Raw genomic sequence first — 17,254 nt, 5'->3', positions numbered from 1 at the left:
CCTCCGAGTATGAAGATCGGATTCATCGGTGGCAGCGGTATCTACGAGGCGCTCCCGCTGGAGAACACCCGCGAGGAACCCGTCGAGACGCCCTTCGGCGAGCCCTCGACGACGCCCGTCGTCGGCGAGTTCGGCGACACCGGACGCGAGGTCGTCTTCCTCCCGCGACACGGCCCGGACCACCAGCACTCGCCGACGACGCTCCCCTACCGCGCGAACATCTTCGCGCTGAAGCAACTCGGCGTCACCCACGTCCTCGCCAGCAACGCCGTCGGCAGTCTCAAAGAGGACCTGCCGCCGCAGACGCTCGTCGTCCCCGACCAGATTTACGACCGCACGAAACACCGCCCGCTTACGTTCTTCGACGAGGGCATCGTCGTCCACCAACCCTTCGCGATGCCGTACGACGAGGAGCTCGTCTCCATCCTCGCCGAGGCCGCCGAGGAGGCGACCGACGCGCAGGTCCAAGCGGGCGGCACCTACGTCTGCATCGAAGGCCCCTCGTACTCCACGAAGGCCGAAAGCGAACACTACCGCGCACAGGGCTGGGACGTCATCGGCATGACGACCATCCCCGAGGCCAAACTCGCCCGGGAGGCCGAGATGGCCTACGCGACCATCACCGGCGTCACCGACTACGACGTCTGGAAGGAAGACAGCGAAGTCACGCTCGACGAGGTGCTGAAAAACGCCGCCGCCAACGAGGAGGCCATCAAGGAGACCGTCGAGGCCGCCATCCGCAAGATTCCCGACGGCCACGAGACCGACAGCCACTCCGCACTCGAAGGGACCATCAACACGCCCGACGAGGCCATCCCCGCCGAGACGAAACAAAAGCTCGCGCCGCTCATCGACGAGTACGTCGACTGAGCCGGCCTCAGTCGTTCAGTTCTGCGGATTCTGGCGAGTTGCCCTCCGGCTCCGGGGCCTCGCCTTCGCCGCGCGCCGCCTCGTCGTCCGGCGAGAACTCGACCGCGTGACAGCGCGCGCAGTACGCGTTTTCGCCGCGGTCGGTCGTCGCGAGCGGGATGCCGGCCGCCACGAGTTGCGTGCTGAACTCCCGAGCGACGCCGCTTTCGTCCGACTCGCCGCAGACGACGCACTCGCGGACCGCCCGCGGCGACGTGACCACCTCGCGGACGCGACCGAACGAGGTCGGACTGTACGAGACGTAGCCGGGGAAATAGCAGTGCAACCAGAATATGGGCAAGAAAAACAGGAGCGCCCACGTCCAGATGGCAGACTGGGGAAACAGGATAGCCGCCGCGAGCGCCGCGAACAGCGTCGACGTGACGAGCGAAACCGCGACCGTCAACCGCCGGAGCGTGCTGGAGAGCAGGGTCGGATGGGGCACGCCTGAGAGTGACGACGGGCCCGATAAAATAGCTAGTCGTCCGCGATAGCCTCGGCTTCGAGTTCGGGGTCGTCGCCGTCCTCATCAGCACCGTCGGAGCCGTCGGCGACCGCCTCGGCTTCCGGCGCATCAGTTCCGTCGGCGGTCGAGTCGACCCCCGACCCCGCGCCGGGGTCGGCGTCGAACACCTCGGGGTTCCGAATCCAGAGGTCGCCGAACAGGTCGTCCTGCTTGAGGTAGACCGTGCTCCGGTGGGACAGAAACAGGAGCGCGAGGTAGGTCGTCATCACGGTGTCGGCCACGTCGCGAACCTCGGCGAACAGCACCTCGTCGCGGCCCTTCTCGTAGTGCGTCGCGAGCACGTCGCCGACGGCTTCGACGACCGCCTCGATGTCTTCGTTGTGGGCGGTTCCCGTCACGTCGTCCTCCGTGGGCTCGCCCGCGCCGCGCATCTCGCCAGGCGTGTGGTAGTCGAGCGTCTGCGTCCCCCGGGAGAAGCCGCGGGGCGACTGCGAGGTGTCGTACTCGCGTCGGCGCTTCCACCACGACCCGCGTTCGACCTCTCGGAGTTCGCGGACGAGTTCGTCCAGCGTCTCCGGCGACCCGCGGGCGTGCTTGCGTTCGAGCCGACGGTCCATCTCGTCTTCCAGCGCGTCGATGGGGTCGAACCCGGGTGCGCCGCCGTCGTCGTCGCCGGGGTGGCCCTCGTCGCCGCCGCCCTGTAAGGCGAGTTCCCACGGTTCGAGTTCCTCCTCGTCGGGTTCGTCCGGCGCGAGGAGTTCGTCGGACTTCATGCGCAGGAGGACGCTCGCGTAGAACAGCGCCCGCCCGGTCGTCCGGAGGTCCATCGCGTCGAGGCGGTTCAGGAAGGCGTCTGTGACCTCCACGATGTCGATGTCCCACGGGTCGATGGTGCCCTCCTTCGCGAGTTGGACGAGGAGTTCGACCGGTTCGACCTCGTCGTCGTCGGTCTCCGAGACGTCCTCCGGGAGGACGTCGTCCATCGCGTCGGGTTCGGTGGGGCCGGTGGAGTCAGCGGCGTCCGGAGTGGTGTCGACCGCGGAGCCCGACTCGGCGTCGTCGCCGCCGAACGAGAAGACCGCGTCGTCATCGTCATCCTCGTCGCTCGCGTCGCGCTCGCCGCGCCCGCGAGAGAGATTCAGTTCGGGGATGTCGTCAGTCATCCGCCGGAACCTCCGCTTCCACGTCCGCGTCGGCTCCGCCGCCGTCACCACCGTCGGCGTCGTCGCCGTCGTCGCTTCCGCTGTCGTCGCCGCCGAACCCGTCCGCGTCGCCTCCGTCGCCTCCGTCGCTTCCGGGCCCGCCGTCGCCGCCGAACTGGATACCCGTGACGGCGCTGACGTTGTCGCCCTGCATCGTCACGCCGATGGCGCGCTCGGCGCGTTCGAGGAGCGCGGAGCGGTGCGAGACGACGACGAACTGGGCGTCGCCCGCGAGGTCGTCGACCATCTGGCCGACGCGCTCGGCGTTCGCGGCGTCGAGGAAGGCGTCCACCTCGTCGAGCGCGTAGAACGGCGCGGGGTTGTGCCGCTGGATTGCGAAGATGAACGCGAGCGCCGTCAGCGACTTCTCGCCGCCAGACATGGCGTCGAGGCGCTGGATGGGTTTGTCGCCCGGTTGGGCCTTCATCGTCAGGCCCTCCTCGAAGGGGTCCTCGGGATTCTCCAACTGGAGGTGACCCGTCCCGTTCGACAGGCGCTCGAAGATGTCGGTGAAGTTCTCGGCGATGGCGTCGAACGACTCCATGAACGTCGCCTTCTTCTGGGACTCGTACTGGTCGATGCGGTCGGCGATGGCGTCCCGCTCTTCGACCAGCACGTCGCGGCGCTCTTGGAGGTCTTCGAGGTCGGCCTTCACGTCGTCGTACTCGTCGATGGCGAGCATGTTGACCGGTTCGAGCTCTTCCATCTCCTCGGTGAGGCGCTCGATTTCGGACTCGACCGTATCGTGGTCGGGAATCTCGTCGGGGTCGTAGTCGCCGACCTGCGATTCGAGTTCGTCGATTTCCCACTCGAGGCGCTCCGCGGCCGAGCGCATGCTTTCGAGTTTCGATTCGACCGCGCTCACGCGGTCTTTCTTCTCGTCTCGGGCGCTCCGGGCCTCGCGGAGGTCGCCCTGGAGCTCCTTTCGGTCCTCCTTGAGGTCGACCAGTTCCTCCTCGAGTTCGGCGACCGCCTCGCGCTTGGCCTCGAGGTCGTCCTCGCGGTCCTCGATTTTCGACTCCGCCTCGGAGATGGACTTACGGGCCTCTGCCTTGCGGTTCTGGGCGGCCTCGACCGTGTCGTGGAGGTCGTCGACCGCGTCCTCGGCGTACTGCTTTTCGAGCTGAATCTCGTTGAGTCGGCCGTCGAGCGTGGACATCCGGTCTTCGAGGTCGTCGATGTCCGCGCGAATCTCGTCGGCGCGGGCGGTGAGTTCCGGGATCTCGGAGTCCGCGAGTTCGGCTTCGATGTCCTCGATTGCGGCTTCGACCGTCTCGATTTCGTCGTCGAGGTCGGCGATTTCGTCGTCGAGGTCGGACATCTGTTCGTCCACCGACTCGCGTTCGGACTGGAGTTCGTCGAGGCGGTCGTCGAGGCGGTCGATTTCGGCTTCGGCGTCCTCGATGTCCTCCTCGGCGTCCTCGATTTCGCGCTCGATGGTCCGGACGCGGTCGGCGGCGTCGGAGGCCCGGCCGCGGGCGTCGTCGAGGTCGTCGTCGATGTCTCGAATCTCCTCGTTGAGCGAGCGACGGCGGTCTTCGAGCTTCGTAATCTCCTTCGCGAGGCGGTCGAGTTTGCCCTCGCCGGACTTCGAAAAGGAGTAGCGAGAGCCGCCGCCGGAGCCGCCGGTCATCGCGCCGGAGCGCTCGACGAGGTCGCCGTCGAGGGTGACCATGCGGTAGTCGCCCATCAGGTCGCGGGCGGTCCCCATGTCCTCGACGACGAGCGTCGAGCCGAGGACGTACGAGAAGACGGACTCGTACTGCGAATCGTAGTCGACGAGGTTTCGCGCGAAGTCCACGACGCCGGGGTTGTTGGGCTTGCGCGGCAGGCTCCGGTTGTCCATCTTCGTGATGGGCAGGAACGTCGCGCGACCCGCGTTTCGGGACTTCAGGTGGTCGATACAGGACGAGCCCACGCCGTCGTCGTCGACGACGACGTTGGCGAGGCGGCCGCCGGCGGCCGTCTCACACGCCTTGGCGTACTCGCCGTCGACGGAGCCGAGTTGGCCGACCGCGCCGTGAACGCCGGAGATGCCGGCGTTGAGGATGGTCGTGACGGCTCGGGGCCACGAGTTGTCGCCGTCCTTCCCGGCGCGGGCTTCGAGGCGGGCGTACTCGGACTGCTTGGTCTGGAGTTCGTCCGTGACCTCCGAGAGTTCGTCGTTCAGTTCGGCCTTCTCGGCCTGCAGGTCCTCGATGACGCCGTCTATCTTCGCTTTGTTCTTCTCGGCGGTGTCGAGTTCGCTGTGCAGGTCGGAGACCGTCGCCTTCAGTTCGGGGATGCGCTCGCGGGCGCGTTCGAGTTCGTCCCGCGTCTCCGAAATCTGGTTCGAGCGGCGGCGCGCGTCGTCGAGCAGGCGGTCCTTGGCGCGCTGGCGGTCGTTCTTCTCGTCTTTGAGCTCGTCGAGCGTCTCCTTTCTCGCCGCGAGTTCGGACTTCAGCTCGTCGAACTCGGTGTCGACCGAGTCGATTTCGGCCTGCACCTCGGAGAGTTCGACCCGCTTGGACTGGATATCGCTTTTGACCGACGCCTTCTCGACTTTGACCTCGCGGATGTCGTCTTCGAGGTCGTCGATCTGTTCTTGCTTGCGGTCGATGTCGACGAACGCCTTCCGGCGCTCGGCCTCGGCGTCGTCGCGCTTTTCCTCGGCGGCCTCGATGGCGTTTTCGAGCCGGGAGATGTCGCCCTTTATCTCCTCCATCTCCGACTTGATGCGGAGCTGTTCGTCCTCGCCCTTGCGCTCTATCTCGCGGGTGAGGTCTTCGAGGTCCGCTTCGAGACGGGTGACCTTGCCCTGTCGCTCGTCGAGTTCGGCCTGCAGGTCTTCGAGGTCTGCCTCGGTGGACTCGATGCGCGATTCGGTCCGCGAGAGGTCGTCGCGCTTGTCTTCGAGCTCCGCGGCCTTCAGGTAGCCCTCGTACTCCTCTTTCTCTTCGCGGAGTCCCTTGTAGGTGAGCGCGGTCTCGCGCTCGTCGGCGAGTTGGTCGAGGCGCGTCTCCTTTTCCTCGATGCGGAGGTCCGCCTCGTCGACGCGCTCTTCGACCGCCTCCAACTCCTCGAAGGCGGCGTCTTTCTTCTCGTCGAACTCGGCGACGCCCGCGATTTCGTCGATGATGCCCCGCCGCTGGTAGGGCGTCATGTTGATTATCTCGGTCACGTCGCCCTGCATGACGACGTTGTAGCCCTCGGGGGTGATTCCCGCCTGGGCGAGCAGGTCCTTGATGTCCGAGAGGTTGACGGAGCGCTCGTTGAGGTAGTAGTACGAGTAGTAGTTGTCCGGCGTCTCCTTGACGCGGCGCTTGATGGTTATCTCCTCGACGTCGCCGACCTTGTCGGTGCCGGCGGCGTTGACGACCTGCGACCGGTCGAGCGTCCCCTCGGAGTTGTCGAGGACGACCGTGACGCTGGCCTCCTTGGGCTGTTTCGCGGCCTCGTCGCTCCCGTCGGCGTGACCGGGGTTGTAGATGAGGTCCGTCAGCTTCTCGGCGCGAATCCCGCGGGTGCGGGCGAGACCGAGCGCGAAGAGGACGCCGTCGATGATGTTCGATTTGCCGGAACCGTTCGGGCCCGTAACGACCGTGAAATCCTCGTAGAACGGGATGCGAGTCGGCCGCCCGAAGCTCTTGAAACCGTCAAGGACGAGCTCTTTGATGTGCATGGGTTGGTGTTCACGCGGGCGACGCCCGCAGGTGGAGCGCGCCGCATGAACACGGGGCGCGCTCGCGTCGGACGGCGCGCCCGATTACGCGACGATGATGTCGTCGTCGGGGGTCTCGCCGTCGCCTTCGTCAGTCTCGTCGGTCTCGTCCGGTTTAGTCTCATCGCCGTCGGCCGGCGCCGCCTCGTCGGCTTCGCCGGGCTCCGCGGCGGACTCGGCTTCGGTCTCCCAGTCGCCGCGACGGGTCGCGGCCCGCGAGGGGACGTCCACGTCGTTGGCGTCTTCGAGCTGGCGAAGCCGTTCTTTGGTCTCGACGAGTTCCTCGGTGAGTCCGTTCACGGCGGCCTGCAGTTCTGCGACTTTGGATTCGAGTTCCTCCACCCGGTTACTCATGGGTAACATAGCCCCTCGCGTGAGACATAAATGTGCGTCAGACAATCACCGAAAATGTGATACGTGTGCGGGCGACCCCGCCCTCGAACGCTCGCCGCCGGCCCCTCAGTCTCGGTACGACTCGGTCGTCGTCTTCCGGAGCGAGCGGACCGCCTCGAGGTACTCCTCCCGACTGCGCTTTTCTGCTTTCGCCGCGCGGACCTCGGCCATCGCCTCGGGGCTGGTGAGCAGGTCGACCAGCGTGCAGGCGGTGAGTTTCGCCGGGATGACGTACGCCATCTCCTCGTCGACGACCCGGAAGTCCCGGGCGTGAATCGCGCCCTCGAAGCCGCCGGTCCACGGGTGGATTCCGGGGACGAGCTGCGTGATGTCGCCCATGTCTGTCGAGCCCGAGAGGTGGGCGTGGCCCTCGTCGACGGCGTCGGGGCCGACGATGTCGCGGGCGTTCTCGTCGTAGAACGCGACCATCGTCTCGTCGGTCCGAAGCGGCATGTAACCGGGGTAGTCCTCGATTTCCACGTCGCCGCCGACGCCCATCGCGCCGGAGGCGAGCGCCCGGTTGACCGACTCGTTCGCCTCGGAGACGGCCTCGACGGAGGCCGCGCGGACGTACGACTCCATCGTCACCTCTGCGGGGACGACGTTGACGCCGTCGCCGCCGCGGGTGATGATGGGGTGGACGCGGACGTGGTCCTCGTCGCGGAAGCGCTCGCGCTGGGCGTGGACCGCGTTCATCCCCAGCATCGCGGCGTTGAGCGCGTTGACGCCCTCGTCGGGAGCCGCGCCGGCGTGCGCCTCGGCCCCGCGGTAGGTGACGAACTTGCCGACGAACCCGTTCGTCGAGAAGTCGCTCGTAATCGTCCGCTCGGGCGTGTCGCTGCCGGCGTGCATCATCGCGGCGGCGTCCCAGTCGTCGACGTAGCCGCAGCGGATGAGCTCCTGTTTGCCGCCGAAGAACTCGATGTCGCCCGCTTCGAGCAGGTCGCGGCGGTAGTCGAGGTCGAGGTACTCCTCCGCCGGGACGGCGACGAACTCGACCGCACCGTCGAGGTCGTCGACGACGCCGCTGCCGACGAGGCCGAAGGCGGTCCCGACGAGGTGCGCGAGTTGGGCGTTGTGGCCGCAGGCGTGGACCGCGCCGGTCTCGGGGTCCGCCATCGGGTGGTCCGGGTTGACGAGCGCGTCGAGTTCACCGAGGACGGCCGCGACGAAGTCGCCCGAGCCGGTTCTGGCCCGCGCGCCGGTAATCGCCAGTTCCGTCTCCACGTCGAGGTCGAGGTCCTCGAAGAGAGAGACGACCTTCTCGGTCGTCTTGACCTCCTTGTAGCCGAGTTCCGGTTCGGCTTGCACGTCCTTCGCGAAGGCGATGATTTCGTCGGCGCGGTCGTCGATAGCGTCGCAGACGCGGGCTTTGAGGGCCGCGACGCGGTCGTCGTCGGTCATCGCGTCTCACTCCTGCGGGCGGAGCGGTCGTCGGTGGCGGTCGTCATCAGATAATCCCCTGTGCGGAGAGCACGGCCTGCGAGATGAGCGCGGAGCCGAAGAACGTCCCGAAGAAGACGAACACCGCCACGAGGACGAGCTTCCAGCTGACTTCCTTCATCTTCCCGGTCTGGAGGCCGATAGAGAGCCCCGCGTAGGCGAGAATCGGCGTCGTCGTCGCGAGGAAGTCGACCTTCCCGACGGCGGCCAGAAACGGCGCTTGGACCGGCGAAAACGGGAGCGCCAGGGCGAACGCGAGAATCATCGCGTAGGCGAACGCCGGCAGGTCGAGCGGAACCAGCCGGCCCATGAGCAGGGCGACGAGCCCGATGAGGACGATGAGCGCCATGCCGGGGAGCGCGGCGAGGAAGCCGGTGCCGGTGGCGAGGAGGTTCGCCGTCAGCGTCAGGAACGCCACCACGAGCAGCATCTTCAGCGACTCGACGGAGAACTCCGGGGTCGACATCGACATCTCACTCACCTCCGTCGGTCGCGGCGGTACCGCGGCCGAGTACGGGTGCGAGGACCGCGTAGAGGCGCGTGATGACCGGGAGGCCGACGAGGATGACCATGTAGAGCCCCGTGATGCCGGTCAGGAGGTTGCTCGTCGCGGCGAAGCTCAGAATCTGGTCTTCGGCGACGCCCGCGCCGCCGACGGCCGCCGCCAGCGACGTGGAACAGGCGGTCATCATACTCGCGGAGCCCATGCCGCAGGCCATCGAGAGCGCGAGCGGGTGGAGCCCCGTCGCGGGGGCGAAACCGCCGAGCAGACCGAAGAAGACGGTTCCGAGGACCGTTCCCGTCATGTAGGTACCGAGGACGCCGCGCCCCTCGGGCGACTCGATGCCGTACTTGTCGGTGATGACGCCGAGGGTCGGTTCGCGGGCGATGCTGACCGCGGCCCCGATGGACTCGCGCTTGAGGCCCAAAAGCAGGGCGAGCGGGAGGGCGACGAGAATCGTGCCGAGGTTACCGAACTCCTGCAGGACGAACGCCGGGCCGGCCGCCACGAGGTCGTAGAACGACGGCGCGACGAGCGTTCCGTACTTGACGCCGAGCGGCATCAGCGCGATGACCAGAAGCGGCGAAGCGATGCGGCTCACGTCCTCGTCGACGACCCGCCGGAGCGGTTCGAAGAGCGACCCGAGGACGCTGTAACTGAGGACGAGACCGAGGACGACGGCGTACAGGAGCGGCAGGAGCACGACCTGCCCCGGCCCGAGCGGGAACGTTATCGTGCCGACGAGTTCCGCGACGACGACGATGAAAAGAACCGTCAGGTGCGTCCGGAGGTGCGCCGAGAGTCGGCCGCCGGTGCGAATCGGTGCCCATCTATCCGAGGTGGTATCGTTTGTCATATGTGAACGACGTCTGTGAATCGTGGAGATGAAACGCCAGTATATAAAACCTCGTTAGTGATTGTCTGCCGGTTGTGGCAGGGGTCGGTGCCGGGGCCAGCGACCCACGAACGGGCTCCGCTGCGACCAGTCCCGTTAGTCTTTAGCCCACCGCCGTCGAAGCGCGGCCAATGACTGCGCAAGCGCTCGAACAGCGCGAACTCGCGGTCGTCATCGGGTTGGAGGTCCACGTTCAACTCGAGACGGCCACGAAGATTTTCTGTAGCTGTTCGACCGAGCCTGCCGAGGACGAGGAGCCGAACACCCGCGTGTGCCCCGTCTGTCTCGGGCTGCCGGGCGCGCTCCCGGTGCTCAACGAGGCGGCGGTGGAGTCGGCGGTCAAAATCGGCAAGGCGCTGAACGCCGATATCGCCGAGGACACCCGCTTCCACCGGAAGAACTACTACTACCCCGACCTGCCCAAGAACTTCCAAATCACCCAGTACGACGCGCCCATCTGCGCCGACGGGACGCTGGAGGTGTCCGTCGAGGGCACCCGCCGGGACATCGGCATCACGCGCGCCCACCTCGAAGAGGACCCCGGCAGCCTCCAGCACAAAGGCGGCAGCATCGACACGGCGGACTACACCCTCGTCAACTACAACCGCGCCGGTACGCCGCTGGTCGAAATCGTCACCGAGCCCGACTTCCGGAGCCCGCAGGAGACTCGCGCGTTCCTCGCGAAGCTCGAAGAGGTGCTCGAATACCTCGGCGTGTTCGACGCCACCCGCGACGGCTCGCTCCGCATCGACGCCAACATCTCGCTCGTCCCCGCCGACGAGGTCGACGACGACGGCTCGATTTCCGACGAGGCGCTCGAGGCGGCCAACCGCACCGAGGTCAAGAACATCTCCAGCCACAAGGGCGCAGAGAAGGCGCTGGCCTACGAGGTCACCCGCCAGAAGAACGCCATCAAGCGCGGCCGCGCCGTCGAGCAGGAGACGCGCCACTGGGACGAGTCCCGCGGCATCACCGTCTCGATGCGTTCGAAGGAAGAAGAAAAGGACTACCGCTACTTCCGCGAGGCCGACCTCCCGCCGCTCCAGGTCGCCCACTGGAAGGAGGAGATTCCGATTCCGGAACTCCCCGACGCCCGCCGCGAGCGCTTCCACACCGAGTACGGCATCGACGAGGAGTCCGCCTCGAAGCTCACCTCGACCAAGGAGGTCGCCGACTTCTTCGAGGACGTGGCCGCCGAGTTCGACGCCGACCTCGCCGCGACGTGGGTCGCCGACAACCTGCTCGGCGAACTCAACTACCGCGACATGCACATCACGGACGTGTCGGACCGCCTCGACGAGTTCACGCGGCTCGTCGAACTCGTCGACGCCGACGAGGTGACGACGAAGAACGCCGAGGAAATCGTCCTCCGCGAGATGCTCGACGAGGGCAAAGACCCCGACACCATCGTCGACGAAGCAGGACTCGGCAAGGCCGACGACGACGAAATCGGCGGCTTCGTGCAGGAAGCCATCGACGAGAACCCCGACGCCGTCGAGGACTACCACGACGGCGAGGGCGGCGCGCTGAACTTCCTCGTCGGACAGGTCATGCAGAAGTCCAAGGGGAGCGCCGACCCCGGCACCGTGAACCAGTTGCTCCGCGAGCGACTGGACGAGTAACCGACCGTCTTCGGTTTCGCTTCTCCGCGACGAGCGGTCGTTTCCTGTTAGGGTCGGCGTGCGTGGCTACGACCAGTCATCGTCATCATCGTCGCGCCCGAACAGCATCGCCGACCCGAGGACGACCGCGAACCACGTCAGCGCCTCCTCCGTTGCCGGGGAAGACGGAAGCGGACGCTCCACGCCGGTCCGGTAGACGAGGAAGTAGTCGCCGTCGACCTCGAACACTCTCGCGCCCGCGTCCGCAGACCAGAGTTCGCGGTCCGTCGTCGCCGACCCGTCTTCGATAACCGTCCACGCGGTCGGGTACCGGTCGGGAGGTCGAGCGACCCCATCCAGCGCCGCCGCGGCCGAGACGCGCGCCGTCGAGAGGACGTACCGGCCGTCCTCCCACGTCGATTCGCGCTCGAAGACCCGGCCGTCGTAGTACGCGAGGTACGGTTCGTCGGCGTCGAGATGCCCGGACGAACTGAATTTCACGTCCGGGTGGTCCACCGCGAGCGTCCCGTTCAGGGTCGCGGCCTCCAGCGCGCAGTAGCGAGTCACCGACGACCCGACCGAGCAGGCGAATCCGTCGATGCCGTGCCACAACTCCGAGCGAGCGTCGCGGTCGGGGACGACGAGTCGGTTGTCCTCGACCCCGATTTCGGCTGACTCGTAGGTGTACGTCGGTCCGGTGAGCCCGAGCGCAGGTCCCCAGAGCGGCGTGAAAATCAGCAGGACCGCGAGGCCGAGACGAAGGTGTTCGGTGGAGGGCTGTCGCATGGCGCTCCCTTCCGACCCGTCGAGGAAAGTCGTTCTGCTGTCAGGTTCGTCGATGTGAGTCGAAGGTGGCCGAGATTAATCGTCGCCCGCCGCCGGCGTCGCCCCGCGGTCGAGGACGCCCTCGCGCCACGTGCCGAGCCGGAACCACGCGACGGCGACCGCAAAGGAGGCGACGGCACCGACGACGTACGCCCACCAGAGGCCTTCGACGCCCCACGCGAGTCCCGAGACGGGGCCGACGACCGGGAGAGAGACGGTCCACGCGAACGCGACCGCGAGGGCGACCGGGACGCGGAAAATCCACCGCGAGAGGAACGACAGCGCCATCGCGGCCTTGGTGACGCCCGCGCCGCGGAACGCCCCCTGAATCACCATCACGCCGCCGAAGAACGCCCACGACGGGGCGACGATTCGGAGGAACGTCACGCCCGCATCGATGACCGGCTGTTCGTCGATAAAGAGACGCATCGCCTCGGCCGGGAAGGCCACCACGAGCCCCGCGGCGGCGAAGAGCAGCCCCATCGTCCCCGCCATCGCGGTCCACGCGACCGAGGCGGCCCGGTCGGGCGTCCGCGCGCCGAGGTTCTGGCCGACGCCGGTCGCCGTCGCCTGCCCGACCGCGCCGGAGACGGTCCACGAGACAGACATGAGTCGGACGCCGATACCGTAGGCCGCGGTCGCGGTCGGCCCGAACCGGGCGACGAACGCGGCCATCACGACCGCAGAGAAGCTCCGTGCCCAGCCATCGAGAGTGGCCGGGGAGCCGATATCGACCAGCTTTCTGAGGCGCTCCGGGTCGGGGCGGAGGTCGGTGGGGCGGAGTCTGACTCCCCAGTCGCCGCGCAGGAGGATGTAGACGCCGGCGGCCGTCGCGAACAGTCGGGCGATGAGCGTCGCAATCGCCGCGCCGCGGGTTCCCATCCCCGCGATTGGGCCCCAGCCGATGATGAGAATCGGGTCGAGGACGACGTTGAGGCCGGCGGAGGCGACCATGAGCCACATCGCGGTCTTCGTGTCGCCCGCGCCCTGTAGCGCCGCCCGGAACGCGAAAAACAGGAACGTGAGCGGGAGCGAGAGGAAGATGACTTCGATGTAGGCGAGCGCCGCGGTGAAGACGGCTCCCTCCGCGCCGATGAGTTCCAAAAGCGGATGTCTGAACGCGAAGCCGGCGACGGCGAGGACGACCGACACGGCGAGGGTGAGAAGCACCGTCTGGCCGACGACGCGGTCGGCCTCGCGGTCCTCGCCCGCGCCGACGTGTTGCGAGACGAGGGCGATGGTCGCCGCGGTGATGCCCATCGCAGTCGAGACGAACATCCAGCTCGTCGGGAACATGAGCGAGACGGCGGCGACGGCGTCCGCACCGACGCGGCCGACCCAGAACACGTCCGCGAGGTTGTACAGCGTCTGGAGGAGGTTCCCCGCGACGAGCGGCCACGAGAGCGAGAGCAGTTTGGGGGCGATTCGCCCCTCGGTCATGTCGATTCGCGAATCACCCGACACGGTCTCAGGTTCGGCGGGGAGGATGTCAACGCTTCTGGTGTCGCGGGCGCGCTCGGTGTCGAGCCGGGTGGCAAGGCGAGTCGGTGAAATCCGACGGGAGACGCGGCGTGTGGTGGACCGTCGGCAGACACACACCTTCGCGCGCGAAGCGCGCTCACCCGCACGCTCGTATCCGCGCGCGTTGAGGCCGCTACGCTCCGAATTCGGCACGAAAGGTTTAGGACAACCCCCGACATATCGCCGCTCAATGAGTAGGGGTCCGGAACTCATCATCACCGAGAAGGACAACGCCGCGAGGCGCATCGCCGACATCCTGAGCGGCGAGACCGCCTCCGCGGAGCGAATGAACGGCGTGAACGTCTACAAGTGGGGCGGCAAGCGTTGTATCGGCCTGTCGGGCCACGTCGTCGGCGTGGACTTCCCGCCGGAGTACAACGACTGGCGCGACGTGGAGCCGGTCGAGCTCATCGGCGCGCCCGTCGAGAAACACCCCACGCAGGAGAACATCGTCGCCGCGCTCCGCCGGCTCGCTCGCCGCGCGGGGACGGTCACCATCGCGACCGACTACGACCGTGAGGGCGAACTCATCGGGAAAGAGGCCTACGAGCTCGTCCGCGACGTGAACGAGGACGTGCCCGTCGACCGCGTGCGGTTTTCCTCCATCACGAAGCGCGAGGTGACCGAGGCGTTCGATAATCCCGACGACCTCGACTTCAACCTCGCCGCCGCGGGCGAGGCCCGACAGATTATCGACCTCGTCTGGGGGGCCGCGCTCACGCGCTTCCTCTCGCTTTCGGCCCGCCAGCTCGGCAACGACTTCATCTCGGTCGGCCGCGTGCAGGGACCGACGCTGAAGCTCATCGTCGACCGCGAGCGCGAAATCGAGGCGTTCGACCCCGAGGACTACTGGGAGCTGTTCTCCAAGCTGACGAAGGACGCCGACGGTGACGCCGAGTCCTTCGAGGCGCAGTACTTCTACCTCGACGACGACGGCACCGAAGCCGAGCGCATCTGGGACGAGGAGTCCGCGGAGTCGGCCTACCAGACGCTCCTCGGCGTCGAGGCCGCAGAAGTCGCGTCGGTCAATCGCCGCACGCGAACCGACACGCCGCCCGCACCGTTCAATACCACGCAGTTCATCCGCGCCGCCGGCTCTATCGGCTACTCCGCACAGCGGGCGATGAGCATCGCCGAGGACCTCTACACGGCCGGCTACATCACCTATCCGCGGACCGACAACACGGTGTACCCCGACGACCTCGACCCGCGCGAACTGCTCGGCGCGTTCGAGGGCGACCGCCGGTTCAAGGAGGACGCCGAATCCCTCCTCGAACAGGAGGAAATCGAGCCCACCGAGGGCGACAACGAGACGACCGACCACCCGCCGATTCACCCGACCGGCGAACTCCCCTCGGCGTCCGACCTCACCGAAGACGAGTGGGACGTGTACGAACTCGTCGTCCGGCGCTTCTTCGCAACCGTCGCCGAGGACGCCGTCTGGGAGCACCTCCGCGTCGTCGCCGAGGTCGAGGGGCTCTCGCTGAAGGCCAACGGCAAGCGCCTGCTCGAAGCCGGCTACCACGACGTCTACCCGTACTTCAACTCCAGCGAGTCGTTCGTGCCGGACGTCGAGGAAGGCGAGTCGCTCGTGCTGTCCGACACGCACCTCGACGCCAAGCAGACCCAGCCCCCGCGGCGCTACGGCCAGTCGCGGCTCATCGAGACGATGGAACAGATGGGCATCGGGACGAAGGCGACCCGCCACGACGTGATTCAGAAGCTCTACGACCGCGGCTACATCGAGAGCGACCCACCGCGGCCGACACGCCTCGCGCGGGCCGTCGTGGAGGCCTCCGAGGACTTCGCGAAACTCATCGTCAGCGAGGAGATGACCTCGCAACTCGAATCCGACATGCTGGCCATCGCCCGCGGCGAGGCCACCCTCGAAGACGTGACCGAGGAGTCCAAAGAGATGCTCCAGGACGTGTTCGAGGGGCTAATGGAGTCCCGCGAGGAACTCGGCAAGCAACTGCAGGACTCACTGAAAGCCGACAAGACGGTCGGCACCTGCCCCGACTGCGGCGGCGACCTCGTCGTCAGAAAGAGCCGCCGCGGCTCGTACTTCATCGGCTGTGACTCCTACCCCGACTGTACCTACACGCTCCCGCTTCCCTCCACGGGCAAGCCGCTCATCATGGAGGACTCCTGCGAGGAACACGACCTCCACCACATCAAGATGCTCGCCGGGCGCAAGACGTTCGTCCACGGCTGTCCGCTCTGTAAGGCCAAGGAGGCCGACGAGGAAGACGACCTCGTCATCGGGACGTGTCCGGAGTGCGGTGAGGAAGAAGGGGGAGAGCTAGCTATCAAGCGCCTCCGCTCCGGCTCTCGGCTCGTCGGCTGTACCCGCTACCCCGACTGTGACTACTCGTTGCCGCTGCCTCGTCGCGGCGACATCGAGGTGACAGACGAGTCCTGCGAGGAACACGACCTGCCAGAGCTCCGGATTACGTACGAAGGCGACCGCGAGCCGTGGGAGCTCGGCTGTCCCATCTGCAACTACCGCGAGTATCAGGCCCAGCAGAACGGCGAGGGCGGCTCGGACTTAGAGAGCATCAGCGGCATCGGCGCGAAGACCGCCGAGAAGCTGAAGGACGCCGGCATCGAGGACGTGAAGACGCTGAAGGCGTCCGAACCCGACGACATCGCGGCGAAAGTCGAAGGCGTTGGTGCGGATACGGTTCGGAAGTGGCAGACGGCGGCGGATTAATTCCCGTTCCAAACGTATCGTTTTCCCCGGCCGTTTTCGACCGAGACTTCGGGGAGTCGGGCGAGCCAAACGCCGACCGAACTCGCCCGGCGTTTCGCGCTACTCCGCGATAGCTCTGACTCGGATTCGACGAAGTCAACGAGCTCGCTGTGTCCGAACGACTCCGACTCCGAGAGCGGGTGTGCGAGTCGTTCGATTATCTCTGCGTTTCGAATCCCGTCAAGAAGGAGGGGTTCGGCCTCGGCGTTGAGGCCCGCTGTTCGATAGGCGATGTACCGAGCGCCGCTTCGGGTGAGCGACCAGCGGCGCTGTCTGTGGGTCTCCTCGTCGGGCCACTCTTGGTGAACGAACCCGAGAATCCAGCCCGCACCCGCGTACAGGTCCGCGTGGCGGGGCGATACGCCCGCGGACGAGACAATGTCGTCTTTGGTTCCGCGGGTGTCGCCGATAGCCGAGAGAACAGCGTCGAGGGTTTCGAACGAGTTGGCGAGCGGAATTCGTTTCGACGGAACCGTGCTCGTCTCGTCGGTCTCTCCGAACAGGTTCCAGAAACCCTCGTCGGGTTCGAACTGTCCGCCGCCTCGCCGAACGCCGACGCGAAGGTCGACCATCGACTCGAACAGCGCGGAACCGTTCACCAAGTGGATACCCGCCCGCTCGGCGCTTTCGGCGGCTGGTGTGGTAAACGAACTCGTCGTGATGACCGTCCCGGTGTCGCATCCCGTATCGGCTAGCGCGCCCTGAAATCGCTGTATTGCGGGCGAACCGACCGTGTTGCTCGGGTCGTACTGCTTCGCCTGAACGCCGAGCGAAACGTCCAGAAGCGGATTACTGACGCGACCGTCGAGGTCGATGCCGCCGTCCTGTCGAAAAGCGGTTACCGAGAACCGCGCCGGGGGAAGCGACTCCGTGAGCACCGACTCGCAGAGTAGTTCGAACTCCGCCGCGGACAGGGACATCGCTCTGTGTTCGACGTATTCGGTCGCGTCGGCAGCGTCCATCGTACACCGGATTTGGTGACAGGTGGGTTAAAATTCACTCCCGACTATGCGTGTGACCCATTTCATCCGCACGCTTTTTACGC

General features: G+C 66.7%; 13 protein-coding genes. 3 read left to right on the top strand and 10 right to left on the bottom strand.

From position 1 onward, the window contains the following. Positions 1 to 9 precede the first annotated feature (9 nt). The gene (gene mtnP, locus C457_RS03610) at positions 10 to 870 is read left to right on the top strand and encodes an S-methyl-5'-thioadenosine phosphorylase (protein WP_008092066.1); all 861 of its coding nucleotides are present in this window, start codon (positions 10 to 12) and stop codon (positions 868 to 870) included. Between the two features lie 7 nt (positions 871 to 877). Here the strand turns inward: mtnP and C457_RS03605 are convergent, their stop codons facing one another. The 7 genes from C457_RS03605 to C457_RS03575 all read right to left on the bottom strand — a co-directional run bounded on the left by C457_RS03605 (position 878) and on the right by C457_RS03575 (position 9,471). Beyond that, on the bottom strand, positions 878 to 1,354 hold the full coding sequence (locus tag C457_RS03605; RefSeq protein ID WP_049913371.1) for a hypothetical protein: 477 nt from the start codon (positions 1,352 to 1,354) through the stop codon (positions 878 to 880). A 32-nt stretch (positions 1,355 to 1,386) separates the two neighbouring features. Beyond that, positions 1,387 to 2,538, bottom strand: coding sequence for a segregation and condensation protein A (locus C457_RS03600; protein WP_049913394.1), 1,152 nt, complete (start codon positions 2,536 to 2,538; stop codon positions 1,387 to 1,389). After that, positions 2,531 to 6,238, bottom strand: coding sequence for a chromosome segregation protein SMC (gene smc / locus C457_RS03595; RefSeq protein ID WP_008092059.1), 3,708 nt, complete (start codon positions 6,236 to 6,238; stop codon positions 2,531 to 2,533). Before smc ends, C457_RS03600 begins: the two co-directional genes overlap by 8 nt. An 84-nt stretch (positions 6,239 to 6,322) precedes the next feature. Next, positions 6,323 to 6,631 carry a DUF7518 family protein gene (locus tag C457_RS03590; RefSeq protein ID WP_008092056.1) on the bottom strand — a complete coding sequence of 103 codons (309 nt, stop codon included), beginning with the start codon at positions 6,629 to 6,631 and terminating at the stop codon, positions 6,323 to 6,325. Between the two features lie 105 nt (positions 6,632 to 6,736). Then, positions 6,737 to 8,074 (bottom strand): amidohydrolase, encoded by a 1,338-nt coding sequence (locus C457_RS03585; RefSeq protein ID WP_008092055.1) that lies wholly within the window; start codon positions 8,072 to 8,074, stop codon positions 6,737 to 6,739. A gap of 46 nt (positions 8,075 to 8,120) precedes the next feature. Further along, positions 8,121 to 8,585 carry a hypothetical protein gene (locus C457_RS03580; RefSeq protein ID WP_008092052.1) on the bottom strand — a complete coding sequence of 155 codons (465 nt, stop codon included), beginning with the start codon at positions 8,583 to 8,585 and terminating at the stop codon, positions 8,121 to 8,123. Position 8,586: 1 nt separating this feature from the next. Then, a complete protein-coding gene (locus tag C457_RS03575; protein WP_008092050.1) occupies positions 8,587 to 9,471 on the bottom strand; it encodes a DUF3100 domain-containing protein in 885 nt (294 codons plus the stop codon). Positions 9,472 to 9,641: 170 nt separating this feature from the next. Between C457_RS03575 and gatB the strand changes: the two genes are divergently transcribed. Then, positions 9,642 to 11,132: an Asp-tRNA(Asn)/Glu-tRNA(Gln) amidotransferase subunit GatB gene (gatB, locus tag C457_RS03570; protein ID WP_008092047.1), complete on the top strand. Its 1,491-nt coding sequence runs from the start codon at positions 9,642 to 9,644 to the stop codon at positions 11,130 to 11,132. A 66-nt stretch (positions 11,133 to 11,198) separates the two neighbouring features. Here gatB and C457_RS03565 read toward each other — a convergent pair whose 3' ends face one another. Then, positions 11,199 to 11,897 carry a hypothetical protein gene (locus C457_RS03565; protein ID WP_008092045.1) on the bottom strand — a complete coding sequence of 233 codons (699 nt, stop codon included), beginning with the start codon at positions 11,895 to 11,897 and terminating at the stop codon, positions 11,199 to 11,201. 75 nt (positions 11,898 to 11,972) lie between these two features. Beyond that, a complete protein-coding gene (locus tag C457_RS03560) occupies positions 11,973 to 13,400 on the bottom strand; it encodes an MATE family efflux transporter (protein ID WP_008092044.1) in 1,428 nt (475 codons plus the stop codon). Positions 13,401 to 13,647: 247 nt separating this feature from the next. Here C457_RS03560 and C457_RS03555 point away from each other — a divergent pair, with 247 nt between their 5' ends. After that, positions 13,648 to 16,170: a DNA topoisomerase I gene (locus C457_RS03555; protein WP_008092043.1), complete on the top strand. Its 2,523-nt coding sequence runs from the start codon at positions 13,648 to 13,650 to the stop codon at positions 16,168 to 16,170. Here C457_RS03555 and C457_RS03550 read toward each other — a convergent pair. Continuing rightward, on the bottom strand, positions 16,167 to 17,171 hold the full coding sequence (locus tag C457_RS03550) for a restriction endonuclease (protein WP_008092042.1): 1,005 nt from the start codon (positions 17,169 to 17,171) through the stop codon (positions 16,167 to 16,169). The genes C457_RS03555 and C457_RS03550 overlap by 4 nt on opposite strands. Positions 17,172 to 17,254: the final 83 nt, after the last annotated feature.

Source organism: Haloferax prahovense DSM 18310 (assembly GCF_000336815.1).
GTDB lineage: Archaea > Halobacteriota > Halobacteria > Halobacteriales > Haloferacaceae > Haloferax > Haloferax prahovense.
Note: the sequence above shows the minus strand (reverse complement) of the source record. Positions and strands in the feature narration are given on the sequence as shown.